Below are 20,294 nucleotides of genomic sequence, written 5' to 3'. Positions count from 1 at the left end.
TGATGTTACCCCAGTGTCTTCCTCTTGTCATTCCAGTACCCTCCTCTTGTCATGCAAGCAGCTCTCCTACTGTCATCCCAGCACGTGACACTGGGATGACAAACGGTTGTGAAAGGGAATACATATAAAAATTAAACTATCAATAGCAATTCAAAAAGAAAAAATATTCTATTCATCCCTGAAGAAGTATTTTATTGACAATTTATGAATAAAGATCAGTAATGCAGAAAAGGAATTGATAGGAGTATGCATGAATTTAACCACTATTAATTGTACGTTATTTGTTGTAATTACATATTTTTTGACGTGCATTATAGCTTGGTGCTTACCTTTCAAATACATAACATTATTAACAACATTTGTTCCGGCTTCAGTTGCAATTTTGCTAACCATTTATAATAAACAGAAGGTAAGGGATCTTTTTAAACTTAGTTCGCCAAAAAACTGTCTATTAGGGTTTATACTTATTCTGGTAAGTATGCTAATTTCCAATGGTCTTTTGTCAATTTACTGCGGTTTTTCATTTTTCCGAGAGTCTTTTACGTTAGACCGTGTAAAGGATTTGAGTGCAGTTTTGAGTCCATTAGTGATGTTATTTGTTTTATTATCAACCTTTGTGATGTGGATCATTATGTCTCTTGGTGAAGAGATCGGTTGGCGTGGCTATCTTTTGAAAAATCTTAAAAGCAAAATATCAAATTTTTATATCAGAGCAATTATTGTCGGTATTATTTGGTCAGTATGGCACATACCAACTTATGTGGTTGCTGGCTCAGCTTTGTGGAAGGATGGCTTTACATTCCCGACTATTTGTGCTTATACCCTTTATATTTGTGCAATGTCTATAATGTTTACCTGGTTGTTTGAAAAAGACAACTCGATTTGGCCAGTAACTATTGCTCATGCAACAAATAATCTTGTGTATAGTGTTTTGAGCATCCTAATGCCGTCTCCTCCTCTGTCAACTTTCGATGCAGTAATTCGCCTTACATTAGGAGCAGCTGGTTATTTCATTGTTGCAATTGGTGTTATTTGGTTTGATAAAGCTCGAGAGCGTCATTTGAGTAATTCATAGTATAAAATTTCGGGGGCAATTCGCATCAGGTGTCATGCAGGTAGCATGACACTGGGATGATGAGGAAGAAAAAGCAAATTTTGCCTTTTACGGTCAATCTATTATACTTAGTAAGACTTCAATAAACTAATGAATTATACTTTATATCTAATTAAATGCACAAGATATTAATAAGAAATAACTACAAACCTTTGGTCGGAAAAATCAAGATTAATGGCTCAAAAAATGCTGTTTTACCAATAATGGCAGCAAGTCTATTAAGTAGCTCCCCGGTAATTTTGCATAATGTACCTGATTTAATTGATGTGCATCTAATGTCTAAGTTGCTTGAAAGTCTTGGAGCAGAAGTAAACTTTATGCACAATAAAAATTATAAAGCGAACCATACTTTGAAAATTGACTGCAGCAATATCAACAATCACGTGATGCCATATAAAACCGCAAGTAAGCTAAGAACTTCTTTTCTAATATTGGGTCCAATGCTTAGCAGATTTGGCAAAGCGAGAACAGCATTTCCTGGTGGATGCAACATTGGAAAGCGTCCCGTTGATATGCATATTAAAGCATTAGAAGAAATGGGAGCTAAAATTGAAATTGACGGCTATAATATAATTGCAACAGTGAAAGGAAAGCTACAAGGAAAAGAAATCACATTTGAGAAAATAAGTGTTGGCGCAACAGAAAATGTAATAATGGCAGCAACATTTGCAGAAGGAGTGACAACAATAAACAATGCTGCAACTGAGCCGGAAGTTCTTGATTTAATAGATTTTCTGAAGAAAATGGGTGCTGATATTGAAATTGATAATACAAAGGTCATAATAACAGGAGTTGAAGCACTAAATGGATGTGTTCATAAAATAATACCAGATCGCATAGAAGCAGGCACCTATGCACTAGCTGCTATAATAACCGGTGGTAAGTTGGAGTTGGAAGGAATAAATCTATCTGATATAAGGTGTATTACAAATGAGTTGGAGACTATAGGAGCTATGGTTGAACTGTATGATGGAGGCATTGTTATTTCCAGAAAAAATGGCTCTATTAAGTCTGCTAACGTTGCGACAGATCCATACCCCAATTTTCCCAGTGATATGCAACCACAACTGATGTCTGCAATGTGCATCGCTGATGGGATATCAGTAATTGAAGAGAACATTTTTGAAAACAGATTTACACATGCAGATGAATTGAGAAAGTTAGGTGCTAATATCAGCATCGAGAAAAGCAAAGCTACTATAAGTGGAATAAAAAGCTTATCTGGAGCTAATCTATATGCTACTGACTTAAGATCAACAGCAGCTTTGGTGCTTGCTTCTTTGGTAGCCGGTGGAGAAACTATAATAAACAATTCACATCATTTATGGAGAGGATATGAAGCAATGCATGAAAAACTCAATTCATGTGGAGCTGATATCTCCATTTCGTCTTGAGGATATTTTATGAATGAAGCAACCAAACGAACTATAGTAAAAGAAATAGATGCAATCTTATATGAAGAACATAAGGTATTAGACCATGGATTTATTCGAGTAGTGGATTATATGGGCTCTGATAGCGCTATAGTTCAAGCTGCTCGTGTTTCTTATGGTAAGGGAACAAAACAGATAAGTCAGGATGAAGCACTTATAAAGTATTTAATGAGACATCATCATACAACTCCATTTGAAATGTGTGAAATTAAGTTTCACGTGAAACTTCCAATTTTTGTTGCAAGGCAATGGATAAGGCATAGAACTGCAAATGTGAATGAATATTCAGCAAGGTATTCAATACTTGATAATGAATTTTATACACCTAAACCAGAACAAGTTGCAAAACAATCTGACAATAATAAACAAGGTAGCGGGGAAGCTTTTGATCCAGATACCTCAAAGGAAATAATAGATTCTCTAACAAATGACTCTAATTTAGTATATTCTCATTATGAAAAATTTATTGAGCAGGGGCTTGCAAGAGAAATTGCCAGAACTAACCTAATGCTTAATTACTACACGCAATTTTATTGGAAAATAGATCTGCATAATCTCCTTCATTTTTTGAAGCTTAGAGCTGATGAGCATGCCCAATATGAAATCAGAGTTTATGCAGAAGTTATGCTGGATATAATAAAAAAATGGGTTCCACTGGCCTACAATGCCTTTGTTGAATATTGCCTAGAATCAGCCTGTATTTCAAGAACTGGTCTAGAAATAATTCGCAAATTAATTAAAGGGGAAAACGTTACTAGAGAAGAAAGTAATATTGGTAAAAGAGAATGGGGCGAGCTGATGTCTATACTTGATAAACAATCTTAAAGATAAAGGCATACGTGTCAATCTCCTCTGTCAGTTAACTCTCGTTCACCAGATTGAATCTTGCTTTTTACATCACATTAACTCATCACTTTTATAGAACATCTCATTAAAATCATTTAGAGTTCCAAAATCCTGACCCTTGATAAACAGGTGATCATTAGCAACATGTGCTTCATCAAGAGTAAACAGCTCGTAATGATGATTGTGAGCGGGCCTAACAATTTCATTATATAAAACCATTACTTGTTCGTAGTTATATCCATCGCCAGCATGATATTTACCACGTACGGTATCATAAAAATTCTTTACATCATCATATGTCACTTGCAGCTCCACCTTATACTTTCCCACTTCAAGAGGACTTCCTGTCTTTATTTTTAAGGGATGTTGTGAATTTGCAACACTGTTAGAAGTTTCTGCTTCAATATCAGAATTTTTATCCATATTTTCTATCACACTTGCCATAACAGTTTCTTGTTCATCTTCTGTTGGTTTTGTTTGTTTTTCAGTCTTATTACTGCTACTGTCAGTTTCCACAGTTACTTTTTTTACTTCTATATCTTTTTGAGCTTTCTCATTACTTTGCTTGTGTATTTCATCTCCATGCAATTTTTTCTGCAGAGCTTTTTTCGTATCAGCATAATCATCACGATTGCTTTGCAAAGCTGGTTTATAACTGCTGCTATCATCCGCTTGCATTTGATCTATATAGTTAGATTCTTCTTCCTGTATAGTATTTTTTGCGTTATCCTCACCAACCGTTCCTTTCTCCCCAGACTTGGCTTCACTCTCTACCACAACTTCTTCGTCTACTTGCTCATCATCAATTGTAAATTCAGTACCTATCTGATTGCTATCTTCCTCCAATTCATTAGATAATTTTTCAGATAGCTGGTCACCACTCAAATATGGTTCCTTTGAATATTTAGCATAATTATGGGGATCGGTTCTGTTTTCTGAATAAAACCCACTTTCAAAGTCTGAGTAGGAGCTTTGATTGAGCACAAAAAATAAGTTTTCATAATTAACCAGCATATCACTATCAGGGCTAACAAAATTTAAATATTCATCGCCTTCCCATTCTGGGTGGTGTCTATACTCTGCTATGTAGTATTTACTAGAGTCGAGAGGTATCTTGTCACCTTCTTCCCCATCAAGTTGTAAAACTACTGCTGAATGCCCATTACCTAAATCATTACCTTTTACCACTTTGAATATTTTAATCTCATCCTTTTCTACAAGTTCTTTTAACTCCTCGTTCTTTTCATTTAACTCTTCCTCCCTTTGTCTTTCTGCTTCTCTTTCTCTTGCCAATCTTTCTGCTTCTTCATCAGCTTTCTTCTGCAGTTGTGAGAATACATTTTGTAATATATCTTGTGTGGTTAAGCTATTTGTGTTGCTTAAAAAATTATCTAACACATTTGATGCAATTGGTGACAATTCACCGTGATCATCAAATACTTTTTCCTTTGCTTTATCATAGTGATTTGGGTTATAGATTGCATACAGAGGATAAAAACCATAATCTGCAATTGACGCTCCGTCAGGTGATAGTTCCATTGAGAATCCATAGTAATTAAGTGGAAGATTGGAGGTTAAATATTTACCGTTATCATCCCTAACGTGTAGCTCACTTCTACCATTGTGCTCACTATATTTGTTGTAGTAGATATAAAAATTCTCATGGTTAAGATTGAAGTGATCATCTAGATTATCGAATTGAATTGTACTGCCAAGCTTCTCCCGCAAAAGATTTTTGCTTTCATCTGTAAGCTTTATATGTGCAGAAAAGTAGTATCGATCTATAGGTTCGCCTTTTTCTATTTCAAAGGTCAAAGTAATCTTGTCGTTGACCATTGGTAGCCTCCACAAATTCTATAAATCATTTTATTTATCAATCATACGGTCTGTACTATGAAAAATGTGTTAAACATTAAGATTTTCTCTGTACCGATTCATCTATATTGCCAAGCTTAATAAAGTTACAAGCTCTTTAAAACAATGTTAAACTCAATCACTATGGCAAAAACAGTTGACGTATTACTACCACTTCCAATTGATCAGTTATTTTCATATGCAATTGAGGAAAGTACTGAGATTTTACTTGGAGATTACGTAGTAGTGCCATTTGGCAAAAAACGCTTAATCGGAATAGTTTGGAAATACAGTGATAAAAGTAACCGAGAATTAAAATTTATTGAGCAAAAAATCGATTTACCAAATATTAGACCAAAATTGATTGCATTTGCAGAGTGGGTTGCGCAATACAACTTAATACCTATTGGTATGCTTGCCAAAGTGATAATGGGAGGAGTGTTAAAAGTAAATCACATAGATAAATTGGTTTGTGTTGAACAAAAGCAGGAAATAAGTGAAATAAGCTGCAAATTGAGTCCTGAACAGCAGGTAGCTAGTGATAAAATAATCAGCAATTTGAACGAATATTCAGTGACTTTGCTTGACGGTGAGACCGGGTCTGGAAAAACCGAAGTTTATCTCTCTGTGATTGCACAATTGATTAAGAATTACACTGCCGTTCCAAATGCTGCTCAGACTTTACCATCCCAGTGCCCAGAGACACAACTGTACGAACATTGTGATTTGGGTCTACCAAGAGGGTGTTATCCGAGTAGCCTGACACTGGGATCCAGTTTTTCATATAACCTCATTACAAATGTTTATTTTAACTTAAAACCAATACCTAATTTACAATCAAAATTCCTGGATTCCAGTGTCAAGCACTGGAATGACACCTTTGTACTCAAGGCAAAACCCACTGTAACATTTAGCATACCGTCTTTGCCACGTACTAGTATGACACCAGAATATGTTGAAATGACATCAGGAGAAGGTAATGCGCAAGTGCTAATCCTCTTGCCTGAAATTGTTTTAACTTCACAATTGGTAAACCGTATTCATGGTCAGATATCAAAAAACTTAGTTGAATGGCACTCAGAGCTCACTCCAAAAACTCGCCGGAATAATTGGCTCAGCATAGCGAATGGAAATGCGCAGATAATTATTGGTGCACGGTCAGCGCTTTTTTTGCCTTATAAAAACCTAAAATTGATTATCGTTGATGAAGAGCACGACTCATCTTTTAAACAAGAACAGGGAATTATATATAATGCTCGAGATATGGCGATAATCTTAGCCAAATTTGAAAATATTCCGATTATTTTATCATCAGCTACTCCACTGCTTGAAACGATTCATCATGTTAAAAACGGGAATTACAATCATGTAAAGCTAACTAAACGATTTGGTGGTGCAGAATTGCCACTCATTAAAGTAGTAGATATGAGGAACAACAAGCAATGGATCTCCTCTGAGCTTTTTGAAAGCATCAAACAAACCATAGAGAAAAAACAGCAGGTTATGCTTTTTCTAAACCGCAGAGGGTATGCACAACTGGCAATTTGTAAAAAGTGTGGATATAAAATTTCCTGCTTAAATTGTGCTGTTTGGCTTACATATCACAAGAAAAAAAATGCTCTTTTGTGCCATCATTGCTCTTATCAATTAAAACTTCCAGAGAAATGCTCTAATTGCCAAAGTGAACAGCCATTGTCCCTCTACGGCATAGGAATTGAAAGGTTGCTTGAAGAAATGGTGAAATTAATACCAAACGCAAAAACTGCGATGATAAGCAGCGATCAGAAGTCGGTTAGTAACGTAATTGACTTGATATTGAAAGAAGAGGTGAACATTATAATCGGCACACAAATAATTGCTAAAGGGCACAATTTTCCCAAATTAACTTTGGTTGGAGTAATGAATGCAGATTTGAGTCTCGAAAATTCTGATTTGAGAGCAGCGGAAAAGACGTATCAATTATTGCACCAAGTTGCAGGCAGATCAGGAAGGTTTAATGAAAAAGGAATGGTAATAGTGCAAACCAATAATCCTGAAAGTTCAATAATAAAAGCATTGCTGCATCAAAAAAGAGACTCATTTTATGAAATCGAACTTAAGTCAAGACGCGAAGCCAAAATGCCACCATTTAGCAGATTAATAGCGCTTATAATCTGTGGTAAGAATCAGATTGCAACACAAAAAGCAGCGAATGAAATAGTAAAATCTCTTCTTTGTCATCCAAGTAGCTTAACTACTTGTATCCAGGAAAAAAATGTAGGTGTAGACAAAAAGGAATTTGAAATTCTTGGCCCATCACCAGCAGCGATAAATTTTTTAAATAATAAGTATCGGTATAGGGTATTATTAAAAATACACAATAAACACAGTTTATCTATACAAAAAAAGCTGAAATATTGGATTAAAAATTGTAACTTGAATTCGAGTATTGCAGTGATAATAGATGTTGATCCTGTGAGTTTTTTTTAACGAGTTCCGTTAAGCCTTCTTGCCAATTACCACAACATTCTCACTGAGAAAAAAATAATCAGGTACAGCCATATTTTTCGGTGCAGGACCCCCAATTACTCGACCTGATGTATCATAATATGAACCGTGGCAAGGACAGAACCAACCATTACCATCTCTTGTAGCGTGGTCAACCGGTACACACCCAAGATGTGTACATATTCCAAGCATAATTAACCATTCGTCTTTTCCTTCGTATACTCTCTGCTCATCTAATTGAGGATCCCTCAAGCTCTTCACATTCACAGCTCTTGCAGCCTCAATTTCTTGCTTTGTGCGTCTACGAATGAATACTGGTTTACCTTGCCACTTTACTTTTACTCCGTGTCCTTCCTGAATTCCAGACAAATTCACCTCCACCGTGGAAGTTGCTAGAACTTCAGCAGAAGGATTCATAGATTTAACCAGTGGCCAAAGTCCACTTGCGGCTCCTATACCTGCCATAGCGCATGTAGTTAATGTTATAAAATCTCTCCTACTCTTATTTTTAGTAAGATCTTTAACAGGAGGTGTTTTTTTATCCTCTTTGTCTGCCAGTGGTTTTTTATTTTTAGTTAATTTTTTGTCCATTGATCTTTACTTAGCCATAAGTATATATTTTAATTTAAATACTGCGTATTAATCAACAAAAACTTGCGCTTTTTGTTTAACCTATACTACGGTTAAGAAGCGATAGAGTTTTCAACTTCAAAAATACTATCTTCAGTGGAATCAGGATCTTCAATTTTCGCTACTGACACCACTTTTTCTCTACTTTCTGTTTTAAACAGAGTGACTCCTTGAGTGCTGCGTCCTGCAATTCTAATCTCATTGACCGAAATGCGAATTAACTTTCCTTTATCTGTAATAAGCATTATATTATCACCCTGCTCAACCGGAAAACTAGCAACAACATTACCGTTTCTGCTAGTAGTAAGAATATTGGTGATACCAACACCACCCCTGTTAGTTACTCTATACTCATACGCAGAAGTTCTTTTACCAAAGCCATTTTCAGTAATAGTTAATATAAACTCCTCATTCACTGCAAGTTTTAAGAATAATTCGTTATCTATTCCTAAATCATTCAAAGTCTTTTCCAATTTAGAATCAATGGAGTTATTAATTGCAGTCCCCAGTCTTTTTGCAAGTGGAACTTTTAAGTAAAGTTCTTTTGTTTCTGTTGCTACACCTATCCCATTTAATATGGTCATGGATATCACGCTGTCATTCTTTACAAGTTTGATACCTCTTACGCCATCTGAATTGCGACTCTTAAATTGACGCACATCACTTACAACAAATCTGATACTTTTTCCAAGCGTTGTTGAAAGTAAAACATGGTCAATTTCATTACATACCTTAACCGATACTAATTTGTCTCCTTCATCGAGCTTTATTGCTATTTTTCCATTGCTTGGAATATAGTGAAAGTCCGCTAAAGAGTTACGCCTTATGTTTCCATAGGCAGTAGCAAAAACTATGTTTTGATTTTCGTCATTTTCACTTGGCAATGGCATGATATTAGTTATAGTTTCACTATCGCTAAGCGGAAATATGTTAACAAGCGCTCTTCCACGTGCAGTTGGTTCTGCAAGAGGCAACTTATAAACCTTTAATCTATAGACTCGGCCAATATTAGAAAAGAATAAGAGGCTAGTGTGAGTATTTGTCACAAATAATTCTGTAATTACATCTTCTTCTTTTAATCCCTGTCCTAGCTTTCCTTTTCCACCACGACGCTGAGTTCTGTAGTGAGAAAGTTTCACACGCTTGATATAACCATTCATAGTTACGGTTATCACCATATCCTCTTGTGGAATTAGATCTTCAGCTTCAATGTCCGCGTCTGACTCCTCTATTGAAGTTTTTCGCGGCACAGCAAATCTGTTCTTTATTTCTTGTAGATTGTTTTTTATTTCTTTCATCAACTTCTCTCCTGAGCCAAGAAAAGCGATATATTCTTTTATCAGGTTGATCATTGAACTTAGCTCAGCTTCTAATTTGTCTTTTTCAAGGCCTGTTAAACGCTGCAGTTTCATATCAAGGATAGCCTTAATCTGTAGCTCAGTTAATCTATACACTCCATCTTTCAAAAAGCTTGAGCTATCTGAAATCAACTCGATAATAGTGTTGATTTCATTCGAAGTTTTCCATTCTTTATTTAAAAGTTCTCTACTTGCTTCCGCAGGATCTTTTGCACCGCGGATGATTTTTATCACTTCATCTATGCTGAGGACCGCAATGTAGAGCCCTATGTATATATGAGCTTTTTCTCTCGTTTTTCTTAGACGAAATTCTGTTCTCCTGATTAACACTTCTTTTCTAAAGTCAACAAAAGCAGCTATGATTTCTTTTAACGACATCAAAGCAGGCCTGTTGTTATTGAGCACTAAAGTGTTAACACTAAAACTACTTCTTAGTGGAGTTAGCCCCAATACTTGATTAAGTATAAAACTTGCTTCAGCATTTCTTCTGAGGTCAATTACTACTCTAATACCAGACTTATCGGACTCATCCCTAATTTCTGTTATACCATCAATTCTTTTTTCTTTTACAAGCTCACCTATCTTCTCAATTAATTTTACTTTATTTACCTGGTAAGGTATTTCATCAATCACTATTGCTTGCCTATCTTGTGGCAGATCTTCTATATGAGTCTTGCCTTGCACAACAATTGATCCACGACCAGTTGCAAATGCTGATCTTATTCCAGACCTTCCAAGAATTGTTCCCCCAGTTGGAAAATCCGGCCCTGGCATCACTTCAAGTAACTCATCCAAAGTAACTTCAGGATTATCTACGTATAACATACAAGCATCTATTATTTCTCCAAGGTTGTGAGAAGGAATATTGGTTGCCATACCAACTGCAACACCACTTGCACCGTTTACCAATAGATTCGGAAACTCTGCAGGCAGCACAACTGGTTCTGTTTCATTTCCATCGTAGTTTGGCCTAAAATTAACTGTATCTTCATCAATATCATTCAGTAAAAAGTGCGACACTTTTTGAAGTCTTGCTTCTGTGTATCGCATTGAAGCTGGTGGATCTCCATCTATCGAACCAAAGTTACCTTGCCCATCAATAAGTGGTAAAAGAAGAGAAAAATCTTGAGCCATCCTGACCAAGGAATCGTAAATAGCTGCATCACCATGTGGGTGATATTTCCCCATTACGTCCCCAACTATACGAGCCGCTTTTTTATATGGCTTACCGGCATCGAATCCAGCTCTTGACATTGCATATAATATGCGCCTGTGAACAGGTTTAAATCCATCCCGCACGTCAGGTATAGCCCGGCTTATGATAACGCTCATTGCGTAGGAGAGATAAGAATCTTCCAGCTCTTTTACTATTGAGATTGGTACTATATTATCCTGCATTTTTTATACTTTAATTGAAGTAATTAATAATACTAACATTCAGTTAAGCAAATGGGCAATGACAGACTTGAACTGCCGACCTCCTCGGTGTAAACGAGATGCTCTACCAGCTGAGCTAATTGCCCCTTTAGATTTAATTCTATAGCTCAATATTATTATTGTAAACAAAAATAGCAATAAATTGTATCCGTTCAGCAGAGTGGCAAAATAGGTAGACAAGGTGATCTAAAAAGATAATCATAGAGTAAATGTGAGGTAAGTCCTTACAATAAATGGTGTCGTCCAAGTAGCCGACACTGGGATCCAGAAAAAAGAATGGTGTCATTCCAGTGCTTGACACTGGAATCCAGCTTTTTCATAATCATTAAAACGTTGTATTTTAACATAAAACAGCTATTTTTATGCTCGCCAACTTAATAAAATTCCTGGATCCCAGTGGGCTTTGTTGCATCGCTACTTATGAAAGGCTAACTATAATTAGGATTATAAGCAACTTATTGAAAATCTTGTTTTTTTGCAATCAATCTGATCAAATTTAAGAATAGTAATTTGTTATTTATATTAATAAATTTAATTCTATTGAAAATAGCTAAAGCATTGAAATTCTTGAATTTTAGCCGGATTAGTGAGTGGTAGTGAAATTTCTTTTACTCAAATTTAGGTATTCACTGACCGTTCTTGTTGTAAATACCAGAATAATAAGCTACTGATATTCTCCACCTTTTTTATCTTTAATCCATCATAGCTAGCGATGCAACAAAGCCATCCCAGTGTCAAGCACTGGGATGACACCCTCCTAATAGGCCAAAATCACAATGTTCGTACAGTTATGCATTTGTTGTGTAAATTACCTTTGCAAACAAATGTTCGTACAGCTCTGTTTCACACACTTTGCTTCAATATTTGCACATTAGCCACTCCCTTGAACAGATACGATAAATTAGATTTAGGTGAGCTATAAGCTTTTATGAAATCTTTGAGTGCGTGCTGTGAAGTTTTATAAATTTTAGTCTTGCTGTCACTTTGTATAAAGGTATTTTTTCACTCACATCTTTCGAAGTTGTAGCCATGTTCAACAATTTTAAGTAGAATATTGTAGCATTTTGAAAATCTGAAAGTTTATCTAGAATAACAGCTAAATTATAAGTATAAAAAATATTGTTTTCATCGAGGGAAATAGCAGTTATCATATACTCTTTACCTTTTACATAATCCTCCTTTTTCATATAGATCATACCTAAATTTGCTAATAAAGGAGCATAATTTTTATGTATATCATACAATTTTAACATTTTACTCAACGCCAGATCAGGATCATATTGTGAGATTATCGTCAGAAAATTTTTTAATATGTAAGGGTTACTAGGGTGTTCTTTTAACAGTCTTGTGTAAATCTCTACAGCTTTTTTGTATTCTTTATTAGCGTAATAAATATTTCCCAATCCAATTAAAGCATTTTTATGATAAGGAAACTTTGCGATAATCTGATTAAGGAGAGAAATAGCTGCTTCATTATCTCCTGATTCAAAGGAATCTTTTGCTTTTTTTAAAGTAGAGTATATGTCAAAACTCTTGCCAGAATTCTGCGAAATTTTGATATTAAATTTGTCACTTTTTCTCTCAATAACATCAAGATCTTTATATTTTTTATCAGCTTTTATATGCTTGACAACACTATCGAAGGCCTTTTGTATCTCCAAATTTTCACTAGCATAGGTAACAGAAGACCTCCATAAAATCACAACGCAAATTAACATGCAGATAAACATAGGTCCTAGTGTTGTGGCATTGGCTGCAGCGTGTAACCAGTAAACCTTATTTCTTTGAGCTATGCGTAACACATTACAAATTCATAAATGCTAAATTACCTATCTCATACAATAATAAAGATATTATTAATTAGCGGGACGAACATGCTGTGTAGCTTTTCAGAATGCATTTATCTTTTGTCTTCCATATTTCGCTTTATTTCCACAAAAATGCTTCAATTTATCTTAACATTTTGTCAACTACCTTTGTAGATTTAAAAGGGCATTTTTACATATTCCATATGGCTGCCAGTTGCACCCCTCACATGCGTACTCGAATTTCTTTAAAGACATTTTCTCCCTAATCTTTTTTACTGCCTCATTCCAAGTTAAAGTCTCGCCAATTTTAATTCCTAAAATTTCCATATGCCTTCTATCTAGCTCTAAAACTTTAGCTTGTGTGGTGCATTTACCTTGTTTAGTCTGATTTGGACAAGCACTACAGATATTATCAAGGTTACCAACTACTTCGATTTGAGTACTAATTACTTTGCTTGCTATCCTTTTATAATTTTCTACAAAACCCTGAGAATACCCATATCCCCGAAACGCGAGGGTGCACATGAAATGATGAGGGCGGAATTTTATCATTTTTTCAAATATTGCAAAGCTGCTACAAGTAGAAAAATTTTTACCAAACCAGGAAGGATAAATGGTAAAACACCCACCATTATTGCTTGTCCCAGACCCAAGTAAACAGCAAGCCAACTAACACCACAAATAAAGATTACAACTGTACCAGCCAGACAACTTAAAGAATTACACACAAATGATTTATATTTAGAGTTCAGTAATTCATTTACTTTGCTCATTACCATAACAGCAGCTAAACAGCCAATTAAATATCCACCGGTTGGTCCAAGAAGAGCGTGATAACCACCAGAAAAATTCGCAAGAACAGGCAATCCTGCTGCACCAAGTGATAGATATGTAAGCACAGAATAGAATGCTGTTCTGCGGTTAAATTTAAGCCCAATAAGCATTACTCCTAAAGTTTGCAATGTGATAGGCACAGGCTGCAATGGTATACTTATTTGAGCCATCAAGAATAAAAGTAAAACGCAAGACAATATTTCAGCCAGTGTTGATCTGCTGCTAGATTGTGTTATAAACATACCTTCCCAATAAAAATAACTTATTAAATGTAATATATGTGTATGAGAGGTTTTGCAATTTAAATTTTGCTTATATTGTGCTACAATGAATTATTTATGCACTATTAAATTAAAAATGATGAGTAAACAAGATCTATTATCGTTGATGAAAGCAAGACACAGCGGACGTTCATACGATCCTACAAGAGCAATATCTCAGGAAGACATGGATATTTTAATGGAAGCTGTAAGGCTGACTCCCTCATGTTTTGGTGATGAACCCTGGAGATACGTAATATGCAACAAACAGAACAATCAAAGCGCATGGGAAAAGCTGCTAAATTGCCTTGATGAATCTAATCAAAAATGGGCAAAAGATGCACAAGTGTTAATCATATCTTTAAGTGCTAAAAACTTCCGTAAACAAGGTAAAGGAGAAAATCTTTGGGCTAATCATGATACTGGTGCAGCAAATTATGGACTTATGTTACAAGCTGCAGTTATGAACTTAATGGCCCATCAAATGGGTGGATTTGATAGAGATAAAATAGTGAAAGAGTTCAATATACCCAATGACTTTAACGTAATGTCAGTGATAGCGGTTGGTTACGAAGAAGAGGGTGCTGAAACAAGTAAGAAGAAAAGAAGACCAATAGAAGAAATATTTTTTTATGATGAGTGGCCAAAATTCTGAAAATTTTATCAAAATGCACGGCACTGGTAACAATTTCGTTATCATAGACTCGCGTTCAACAAACAATTTAGACTGGAACCATAGACAAATTGCTGATCAAAGCAGTTGTGATCAAGTGATAATTATAACAATGTCTAATGCTGCAGACTGTTTTATGCATATCTATAATGCTGATGGAAGTCGAGCTGAAATGTGCGGAAACGCAGCACGCTGTGTTGGATATTTGATAATGTCAGAAAAAGGTGCTGAATACTCCATTATTGAGCTAACAAGCAAACGCATTTTAGAGTGTTTTAAAGTGGGTGATAAATCCATAAAGGTTAACATGGGTAAACCTTTGCTAAAATGGCATGAAATTCCCTTGTCTACTGAGTGTGACACTCTTCACTTACCTATAGAGCTTGAAATGCTAAAAGATCCTGTTGCAGTAAATATTGGCAATCCTCACATAGTTTTTTTTGTTGATAACATAAGTGAAATACCATTGCGAAATTTAGGACCAAAGCTAGAAAATCACGCATTATTTCCTCGGAAAATTAATGTTAGTATTGCACAAGTTGAAAAGTCTGGAGAAATAGCTTTAAGAGTTTGGGAAAGAGGTACAGGCATTACTGCATCATGCGGTAGTGCAGCCTGTGCAGCACTTGTTGCATCCACACTACGTGGATATCTGGTTGCCCAACAGACTTCAGTAAATTTACCAGGAGGCAAGTTATTAATCGAATGGGCAAATAACGTATTCATGACCGGTGATATAGGGTTTTTGTGATCCTAATTCTAGTGATGCATTACTTCCAATACCTTCTTACCAATTACTGCAGGGGTTTCAGCAATTGCAATTCCAGCGCTCCGCATAACTTCTAGTTTTGCACCAGCACTTCCACCGCTGGAAGAGATGATTGCTCCAGCGTGTCCCATACGTCTTCCTGGAGGTGCCGTTTGGCCTGCTACAAAACCAACGATTGGCTTTTTAGTTTTTTCTGTTTTTACAAAATGTGATACATCTTCTTCTTCGTTTCCACCTATTTCACCAATAACTACAATACCATGAGTATCGTCATCTTTTAAAAAGAGCTCCATACAGTCAACAAATGTCATACCATGAACTGGATCTCCCCCAATTCCGATACATGTGGATTGACCAAGACCAACAGCGGTTGTTTGTGCTACTGCCTCGTAAGTTAAAGTTCCGGAGCGAGACATAATTCCTATGTGTCCACGCTTATGGATATGGCCAGGCATAATTCCTATTTTGCATTCTTCAGGTGTAATAATTCCCGGGCAGTTGGGACCAATCAATCGACTTTTTGAGCCGATAAGCGCACGCTTAACTTTCACCATATCAAGTATAGGAATGCCCTCTGTAATACAAATTATCAATTCTATTTTTGCATCTATTGCTTCAAGTATTGCAGCAGCAGCAAATTTAGCAGGTACATATATAACTGTAGCATTTGCACCGGTTTTTTCTTTGGCTTCTGCTACAGTATTAAAAACCGGTAAATTAAGGTGAGTGCTACCACCCTTTCCAGGAGTTACACCTCCCACCATTTTCGTTCCGTAATCAATTGCTTGCTCTGAATGAAATGTGCCTTGTGCACCAGTAAAACCCTGGCATATTAATCTTGTATCTTTGTTTACTAAAACGGACATGCTTTATTTTACCTCTTTTACTATCTTTTGCGCAGCTTCATCTAGCTCATCTGCAGCAATAATATTTAATCCTGACTCTTCTAAAATTTTTTTTCCTTCTTCAAAATTAGTACCTGATAATCTAACCACTAGAGGAACTTTAATGCTCATTTCTTTTGCAGCCGCAACAATTCCACTTGCGATAATATCGCAACGCATTATACCACCAAATATGTTAACCAGAATTCCTTTTACGTTGCTATCAGACAATATGATTTTAAATGCTTCAGTTACAGTTTCTTTACTCGCTCCACCACCAACATCCAAAAAGTTAGCAGGCTCTGCTCCGTAGTATTTTATTATATCCATTGTTGCCATAGCAAGACCTGCACCATTTACCATGCAACCAATACTGCCATCCATTTTGATGTAACTGAGCCCATACTTTGAAGCCTCTATCTCTTCTTTCACTTCCTCATCATAATCACGAAGTTCCATAATTTCTGGGTGACGATATAAAGCATTATCATCGAAATTAATTTTTGCATCGAGCGCAATAAAATCTCCAGAATTTGTTTCAACCAGTGGATTAATTTCAATTTGGCTCGCATCAGTTGCAATAAACGCATCATATATTTTTTTTGCAATGTTCGATATCTTTTCTATTTGTTCTGGACTCAAATGAAAACTGCTGCTTAACTTGCTGCTATCAAAACTTGTAGCAGGATCAATATCAAATTTCACAATTTTTGCAGGAGAATTTTTTGCCACTTCTTCGATGTCCATTCCACCTTCTGAGGAAAATATGAATATTGGCCTACTGAGCTTCGGGTCGATTACCAGGCTTAAATAATACTCTTTCTTAATGCTTGAGCCTTCTTCAACGTACACTTTTCTTACTTGCTGCCCGCTTGGCCCTGTTTGATGAGTAACTAAAGTCATACCAATCATGTCCTTTACAAACTGTTGAGCTTCTTCAACTGACTTTGCTAGCTTTACGCCACCGGCTTTACCCCTACCACCTGCATGAATTTGAGCTTTAACTACAAACACGTCAGATTTTAATTGACTTACTTGAGTCTTTACTTCTTCTGCAGATGTAGCAACAAAACCTTTTGGCACTGGGACATTAAATTTATGCAAAACTTCTTTCGCTTGATATTCGTGAATATTCATAAAATAACCAATGATAAACTATTAACTTGAGTACAAACTACCAACCATAACGTTGCCTTCTGCACTCTTGTTGGTACCTCTTTTTTTTAGCTTCAGCTTTCTTTTTAGCTCTTTTTTCTGATTTTTTTTCATGATATTGTTTTTTCATTTTCAACCCTCTTCCTTCCTTTTGAATTGTTTTTTTCAATACTGGAAGAGCTCTGTCTACATCACCATAATGGACTGATACTTCTATCAAACTCTATACCTCCTTCGGTAATCATTTCAAAATCTATTTATAAATTAGAAAATTAACATTGTCAATTATTTTATAAACTTGAGCGTTAAAATGTAATATGCCATAATTTACATGGTAAATAATGTCATTCCAGTGTCAGCTACTTGCTTACTGATGGAGATTGCTCTTATGTTACAGCGTTCTTACGATTATGCTAACATCGGGGCGGAGAGATTTGAACTCCCGACCCTTTGGTCCCAAACCAAATGCGCTACCAGGCTGCGCTACGCCCCGACTTCTTTACTCAGAGTATCAATAACTCAGGCAAAATGCAAGATTCATTTGTTTACTTTAGAAAAAATATAATATGAGATTTAATATTATCTTAGAATATGTTTTTTATTAGCTCCTCTTTAACAACAGACTGCTTCGTAGAAAGTCTACAGGGTTTTTGTGCGCGCAACACTGAACCAGATTTCTTTATGACCCAAACCTTAGCCATATTTAAAAATCTAGCTACACCAATTGGTGAAAGTGAGTGCAGCAACTACAGCAGTATCGACCCTTAAAATTCTTTTTCCTAGACTCAATTTTTGACAAAACTTATCGGCAAGATCAAGTTCATAAGATGAAAAACCACCTTCAGGACCAACAATAATAGCAACATTTTTTTTGCCTTTCAGCACTTTATCAGCTTTACCTGTTTCATCACACAAAACAAAATTTTTACTTTGGGAATCAGGTAACTCACAAAAGTTAATAGGAGGCAAAATCTCTGGTATACTTATCCTACCTGATTGTTCCGCTGCTTCGATTGCTTGTAATTTTGCTCTACTTAGGTTAATATTTTTTACCACTGTACGTTCTGTTGAAATAAATTGAATGCAGATTACTCCCATTTCAGTTGCCTGTCTTACTATGTTGTTCAAAGCAGCACTTTTTACCATGGCACAATACAGGTATAAATTTTCCTCATATTGCTGTTGTTTAGTGCATTCTTTGGGTGTAACTTCTGTCAATTTACGCGATATATTAACTACTTCTCCTAACCATTCTCCATCTTTTCCATTAAAAAGAGAGAGATTATCATACTTCTTAAGCCGCATTACATTGCAAATATAGTGACTTTGTTGTGGATTAAGTGCTAAACTCACGCCTTGTGATAAAGCTTCTTCAACATAGAGCCTAATTTTTCCCATTCAAAACTTTAATTATATTCTACTTGAGTGACTCTTACGGGATTTGAACCCGTGTTACCACCGTGAAAGGGTGGTGTCCTAACCACTAGACGAAAGAGTCAACTTGAATCTAACTAGGTTATATCGATTACATATATAAAGTCAATTCAATTATTTTGAATCACATAGTTAGAGGGATATATCAGTAATCTTATATCGACAGCCTCCTATTACTCCATGCTCAATACTCACTGAACCTATCTCAGATTTAGGAGCTAATTCTAATTGTTGTTCAACTTTTGTATCGGAATCATAGCCAGAATCGTAGCCAGAATCTCTACGCTCATATTTCTGCCTTATTTCTTCTACACTAAAGCCAGCCTTGGTCTTAATTTTTTGATCATTAGTCTGTTGCTGACTTATCGACTTATTAGCACTTAGCTCATTTAGCTTCACTTGCCAATCATTCACTTTATCTTGCACTAACCCATGGCAAGTTCCAGAATTAGCTTTTATGTCTTTTGCTTTTCTTTCTGCTCTTTTCTTGGACAAATCTACCCTAGCATAAATAGGTTCTGACGACTGTTCTGGCTCTTTCTGTTTTAGGCTAGTAGGCTTTTTTGTTCTGAAAGATCATCTATAGTGCAATAAATAGGTTCTTCTGATATACTCAAATAACCACTATCTTCCAATGATAAATTTTCAGTGGATTTTTTATGTGAATCATATATTTCAGCATAAATAGATTCTTCTGATACACTCAAATAACCATTCTCCCCTAATGAGTTACTAACCTTAGTGTCATACACCTCAGCGTAAATGGGCTCTTTTGAAGGCAAAGCATCATAGCTAGTATTCTTTGACTTATACTCAAAAGTTCTAGGAGGTTTTTGTTGTATAGCTTCAATATTCAAATCATCTGTAGAATAATACTCTGCGCCTTTTCCTAGTAAAAAGGAAACTGTGGGGTGAAGAATTATCTCTGCTGGTAAGTTTTTCTCACTATCCAATTTTAGATTTTTTGATTCTGCTAAACTCTCAATAACACGAATTATAACATTCTTTCCATTCTCATCTATTGAGTGGATATCAGCTCCACGATTAATCAGCAATTCCATTATTTTGTGATCTGTAGCATGTCCTAAAGCCTGATTTAAAGCTTGATTATTATTTATATCAAATGATCCTGTATTCTTGAGAGACATAGTCTTTGAAAAGAATTTTCTAAAACTATTTAATGCATCATAGAGAATGAGAGTCAGTTTAACACCTTTTATGTCATTGTTTTTGACAGATTTAATTAAAAAATTATCTATTATGCCCATGATTATACCCCCTATATAAAAGCTCACTACCATGGTACAATTTTAAACTA

General features: G+C 35.7%; 21 protein-coding genes and 3 tRNA genes. 8 read left to right on the top strand and 16 right to left on the bottom strand.

Annotated features, from left to right (window positions below; all coding sequences use genetic code 11):
* Positions 1-2 precede the first annotated feature (2 nt).
* The gene (locus LA754_RS05720; protein WP_255324044.1) at positions 3-128 is read left to right on the top strand and encodes a hypothetical protein; all 126 of its coding nucleotides are present in this window, start codon (positions 3-5) and stop codon (positions 126-128) included.
* 40 nt (positions 129-168) lie between these two features.
* Here LA754_RS05720 and LA754_RS05715 read toward each other — a convergent pair whose 3' ends face one another.
* Positions 169-393, bottom strand: coding sequence for a hypothetical protein (locus LA754_RS05715; RefSeq protein ID WP_236717763.1), 225 nt, complete (start codon positions 391-393; stop codon positions 169-171).
* On the opposite strand from LA754_RS05715, the gene LA754_RS05710 reads away from it, so the two are divergent.
* The 3 genes from LA754_RS05710 to thyX all read left to right on the top strand — a co-directional run bounded on the left by LA754_RS05710 (position 302) and on the right by thyX (position 3,372).
* Positions 302-1,075 (top strand): CPBP family intramembrane glutamic endopeptidase, encoded by a 774-nt coding sequence (locus tag LA754_RS05710; RefSeq protein WP_414517168.1) that lies wholly within the window; start codon positions 302-304, stop codon positions 1,073-1,075. The genes LA754_RS05715 and LA754_RS05710 overlap by 92 nt on opposite strands.
* Before the next feature lie 155 nt (positions 1,076-1,230).
* Positions 1,231-2,508, top strand: coding sequence for a UDP-N-acetylglucosamine 1-carboxyvinyltransferase (gene murA, locus LA754_RS05705; RefSeq protein ID WP_006279833.1), 1,278 nt, complete (start codon positions 1,231-1,233; stop codon positions 2,506-2,508).
* 9 nt (positions 2,509-2,517) lie between these two features.
* Positions 2,518-3,372: an FAD-dependent thymidylate synthase gene (thyX, locus tag LA754_RS05700; protein ID WP_006279832.1), complete on the top strand. Its 855-nt coding sequence runs from the start codon at positions 2,518-2,520 to the stop codon at positions 3,370-3,372.
* Between the two features lie 72 nt (positions 3,373-3,444).
* On the opposite strand, the gene LA754_RS05695 is transcribed toward thyX, so the two are convergent.
* On the bottom strand, positions 3,445-5,229 hold the full coding sequence (locus LA754_RS05695; RefSeq protein WP_006279830.1) for a hypothetical protein: 1,785 nt from the start codon (positions 5,227-5,229) through the stop codon (positions 3,445-3,447).
* 162 nt (positions 5,230-5,391) lie between these two features.
* Here LA754_RS05695 and priA point away from each other — a divergent pair, with 162 nt between their 5' ends.
* Complete coding sequence (gene priA, locus LA754_RS05690) at positions 5,392-7,716, top strand: replication restart helicase PriA (RefSeq protein WP_457923627.1); 2,325 nt, start codon at positions 5,392-5,394, stop codon at positions 7,714-7,716.
* 9 nt (positions 7,717-7,725) lie between these two features.
* Here priA and petA read toward each other — a convergent pair whose 3' ends face one another.
* The 3 genes from petA to LA754_RS05675 all read right to left on the bottom strand — a co-directional run bounded on the left by petA (position 7,726) and on the right by LA754_RS05675 (position 11,245).
* On the bottom strand, positions 7,726-8,325 hold the full coding sequence (gene petA / locus LA754_RS05685; protein WP_006279828.1) for a ubiquinol-cytochrome c reductase iron-sulfur subunit: 600 nt from the start codon (positions 8,323-8,325) through the stop codon (positions 7,726-7,728).
* A gap of 92 nt (positions 8,326-8,417) precedes the next feature.
* The gene (gene gyrA, locus LA754_RS05680) at positions 8,418-11,120 is read right to left on the bottom strand and encodes a DNA gyrase subunit A (RefSeq protein ID WP_006279827.1); all 2,703 of its coding nucleotides are present in this window, start codon (positions 11,118-11,120) and stop codon (positions 8,418-8,420) included.
* A 52-nt stretch (positions 11,121-11,172) separates the two neighbouring features.
* A tRNA-Val gene (locus LA754_RS05675) sits at positions 11,173-11,245 on the bottom strand.
* Between the two features lie 626 nt (positions 11,246-11,871).
* On the opposite strand from LA754_RS05675, the gene LA754_RS05670 reads away from it, so the two are divergent.
* Positions 11,872-12,081 carry a hypothetical protein gene (locus LA754_RS05670; RefSeq protein WP_353285735.1) on the top strand — a complete coding sequence of 70 codons (210 nt, stop codon included), beginning with the start codon at positions 11,872-11,874 and terminating at the stop codon, positions 12,079-12,081.
* A 4-nt stretch (positions 12,082-12,085) separates the two neighbouring features.
* Here LA754_RS05670 and LA754_RS05665 read toward each other — a convergent pair whose 3' ends face one another.
* The 3 genes from LA754_RS05665 to LA754_RS05655 all read right to left on the bottom strand — a co-directional run bounded on the left by LA754_RS05665 (position 12,086) and on the right by LA754_RS05655 (position 14,043).
* Positions 12,086-12,961: a tetratricopeptide repeat protein gene (locus LA754_RS05665; protein ID WP_006279826.1), complete on the bottom strand. Its 876-nt coding sequence runs from the start codon at positions 12,959-12,961 to the stop codon at positions 12,086-12,088.
* Positions 12,962-13,129: 168 nt separating this feature from the next.
* Positions 13,130-13,519 carry a DUF1284 domain-containing protein gene (locus LA754_RS05660; RefSeq protein WP_006279825.1) on the bottom strand — a complete coding sequence of 130 codons (390 nt, stop codon included), beginning with the start codon at positions 13,517-13,519 and terminating at the stop codon, positions 13,130-13,132.
* Complete coding sequence (locus LA754_RS05655) at positions 13,516-14,043, bottom strand: biotin transporter BioY (RefSeq protein ID WP_006279824.1); 528 nt, start codon at positions 14,041-14,043, stop codon at positions 13,516-13,518. The genes LA754_RS05660 and LA754_RS05655 overlap by 4 nt, the downstream gene beginning before the upstream one ends.
* A gap of 85 nt (positions 14,044-14,128) precedes the next feature.
* Between LA754_RS05655 and LA754_RS05650 the strand changes: the two genes are divergently transcribed.
* Together LA754_RS05650 and dapF are read left to right on the top strand one after the other, a co-directional pair.
* Entirely contained in the window at positions 14,129-14,716 is a 588-nt protein-coding gene (locus LA754_RS05650; protein WP_006279823.1) for a nitroreductase family protein, read from the top strand.
* A complete protein-coding gene (gene dapF / locus LA754_RS05645; protein WP_006279822.1) occupies positions 14,697-15,485 on the top strand; it encodes a diaminopimelate epimerase in 789 nt (262 codons plus the stop codon). Before LA754_RS05650 ends, dapF begins: the two co-directional genes overlap by 20 nt.
* An 8-nt stretch (positions 15,486-15,493) precedes the next feature.
* Here dapF and sucD read toward each other — a convergent pair whose 3' ends face one another.
* From sucD to LA754_RS05605, 8 genes are all read right to left on the bottom strand, one after another.
* Positions 15,494-16,369, bottom strand: a complete 876-nt coding sequence (gene sucD, locus LA754_RS05640) for a succinate--CoA ligase subunit alpha (RefSeq protein ID WP_006279821.1) — start codon at positions 16,367-16,369, stop codon at positions 15,494-15,496.
* Between the two features lie 3 nt (positions 16,370-16,372).
* Positions 16,373-17,524, bottom strand: coding sequence for an ADP-forming succinate--CoA ligase subunit beta (gene sucC, locus LA754_RS05635; RefSeq protein ID WP_006279820.1), 1,152 nt, complete (start codon positions 17,522-17,524; stop codon positions 16,373-16,375).
* A gap of 37 nt (positions 17,525-17,561) precedes the next feature.
* Entirely contained in the window at positions 17,562-17,762 is a 201-nt protein-coding gene (gene rpsU / locus LA754_RS05630) for a 30S ribosomal protein S21 (protein WP_006279819.1), read from the bottom strand.
* 199 nt (positions 17,763-17,961) lie between these two features.
* A tRNA-Pro gene (locus tag LA754_RS05625) sits at positions 17,962-18,035 on the bottom strand.
* 218 nt (positions 18,036-18,253) lie between these two features.
* On the bottom strand, positions 18,254-18,940 hold the full coding sequence (locus tag LA754_RS05620) for a 16S rRNA (uracil(1498)-N(3))-methyltransferase (protein ID WP_006279818.1): 687 nt from the start codon (positions 18,938-18,940) through the stop codon (positions 18,254-18,256).
* Between the two features lie 28 nt (positions 18,941-18,968).
* Positions 18,969-19,040, bottom strand: a tRNA-Glu gene (locus LA754_RS05615).
* Positions 19,041-19,108: 68 nt separating this feature from the next.
* Positions 19,109-19,471: a hypothetical protein gene (locus LA754_RS05610; RefSeq protein ID WP_223823129.1), complete on the bottom strand. Its 363-nt coding sequence runs from the start codon at positions 19,469-19,471 to the stop codon at positions 19,109-19,111.
* 50 nt (positions 19,472-19,521) lie between these two features.
* Positions 19,522-20,244, bottom strand: a complete 723-nt coding sequence (locus tag LA754_RS05605) for a hypothetical protein (protein WP_236717764.1) — start codon at positions 20,242-20,244, stop codon at positions 19,522-19,524.
* Positions 20,245-20,294: the final 50 nt, after the last annotated feature.

The organism is Wolbachia endosymbiont of Muscidifurax uniraptor, assembly GCF_054149795.1.
Note: the sequence above shows the minus strand (reverse complement) of the source record. Positions and strands in the feature narration are given on the sequence as shown.

What these genes read in the sequence shown, in the direction of transcription:
- LA754_RS05720 (WP_255324044.1), top strand. Translation starts at nt 3, where the DNA reads ATGTTACCCCAGTGTCTTCCTCTTGTCATTCCAGTACCCTCCTCTTGT.
- LA754_RS05715 (WP_236717763.1), bottom strand. Translation starts at nt 393, where the DNA reads ATGGTTAGCAAAATTGCAACTGAAGCCGGAACAAATGTTGTTAATAAT.
- murA (WP_006279833.1), top strand. Translation starts at nt 1,231, where the DNA reads ATGCACAAGATATTAATAAGAAATAACTACAAACCTTTGGTCGGAAAA.
- thyX (WP_006279832.1), top strand. Translation starts at nt 2,518, where the DNA reads ATGAATGAAGCAACCAAACGAACTATAGTAAAAGAAATAGATGCAATC.
- LA754_RS05695 (WP_006279830.1), bottom strand. Translation starts at nt 5,229, where the DNA reads ATGGTCAACGACAAGATTACTTTGACCTTTGAAATAGAAAAAGGCGAA.
- priA (WP_457923627.1), top strand. Translation starts at nt 5,392, where the DNA reads ATGGCAAAAACAGTTGACGTATTACTACCACTTCCAATTGATCAGTTA.
- petA (WP_006279828.1), bottom strand. Translation starts at nt 8,325, where the DNA reads ATGGACAAAAAATTAACTAAAAATAAAAAACCACTGGCAGACAAAGAG.
- gyrA (WP_006279827.1), bottom strand. Translation starts at nt 11,120, where the DNA reads ATGCAGGATAATATAGTACCAATCTCAATAGTAAAAGAGCTGGAAGAT.
- LA754_RS05670 (WP_353285735.1), top strand. Translation starts at nt 11,872, where the DNA reads ATGCAACAAAGCCATCCCAGTGTCAAGCACTGGGATGACACCCTCCTA.
- LA754_RS05660 (WP_006279825.1), bottom strand. Translation starts at nt 13,519, where the DNA reads ATGATAAAATTCCGCCCTCATCATTTCATGTGCACCCTCGCGTTTCGG.
- LA754_RS05655 (WP_006279824.1), bottom strand. Translation starts at nt 14,043, where the DNA reads ATGTTTATAACACAATCTAGCAGCAGATCAACACTGGCTGAAATATTG.
- LA754_RS05650 (WP_006279823.1), top strand. Translation starts at nt 14,129, where the DNA reads ATGAATTATTTATGCACTATTAAATTAAAAATGATGAGTAAACAAGAT.
- dapF (WP_006279822.1), top strand. Translation starts at nt 14,697, where the DNA reads ATGAGTGGCCAAAATTCTGAAAATTTTATCAAAATGCACGGCACTGGT.
- sucD (WP_006279821.1), bottom strand. Translation starts at nt 16,369, where the DNA reads ATGTCCGTTTTAGTAAACAAAGATACAAGATTAATATGCCAGGGTTTT.
- sucC (WP_006279820.1), bottom strand. Translation starts at nt 17,524, where the DNA reads ATGAATATTCACGAATATCAAGCGAAAGAAGTTTTGCATAAATTTAAT.
- LA754_RS05620 (WP_006279818.1), bottom strand. Translation starts at nt 18,940, where the DNA reads ATGGGAAAAATTAGGCTCTATGTTGAAGAAGCTTTATCACAAGGCGTG.
- LA754_RS05605 (WP_236717764.1), bottom strand. Translation starts at nt 20,244, where the DNA reads ATGGGCATAATAGATAATTTTTTAATTAAATCTGTCAAAAACAATGAC.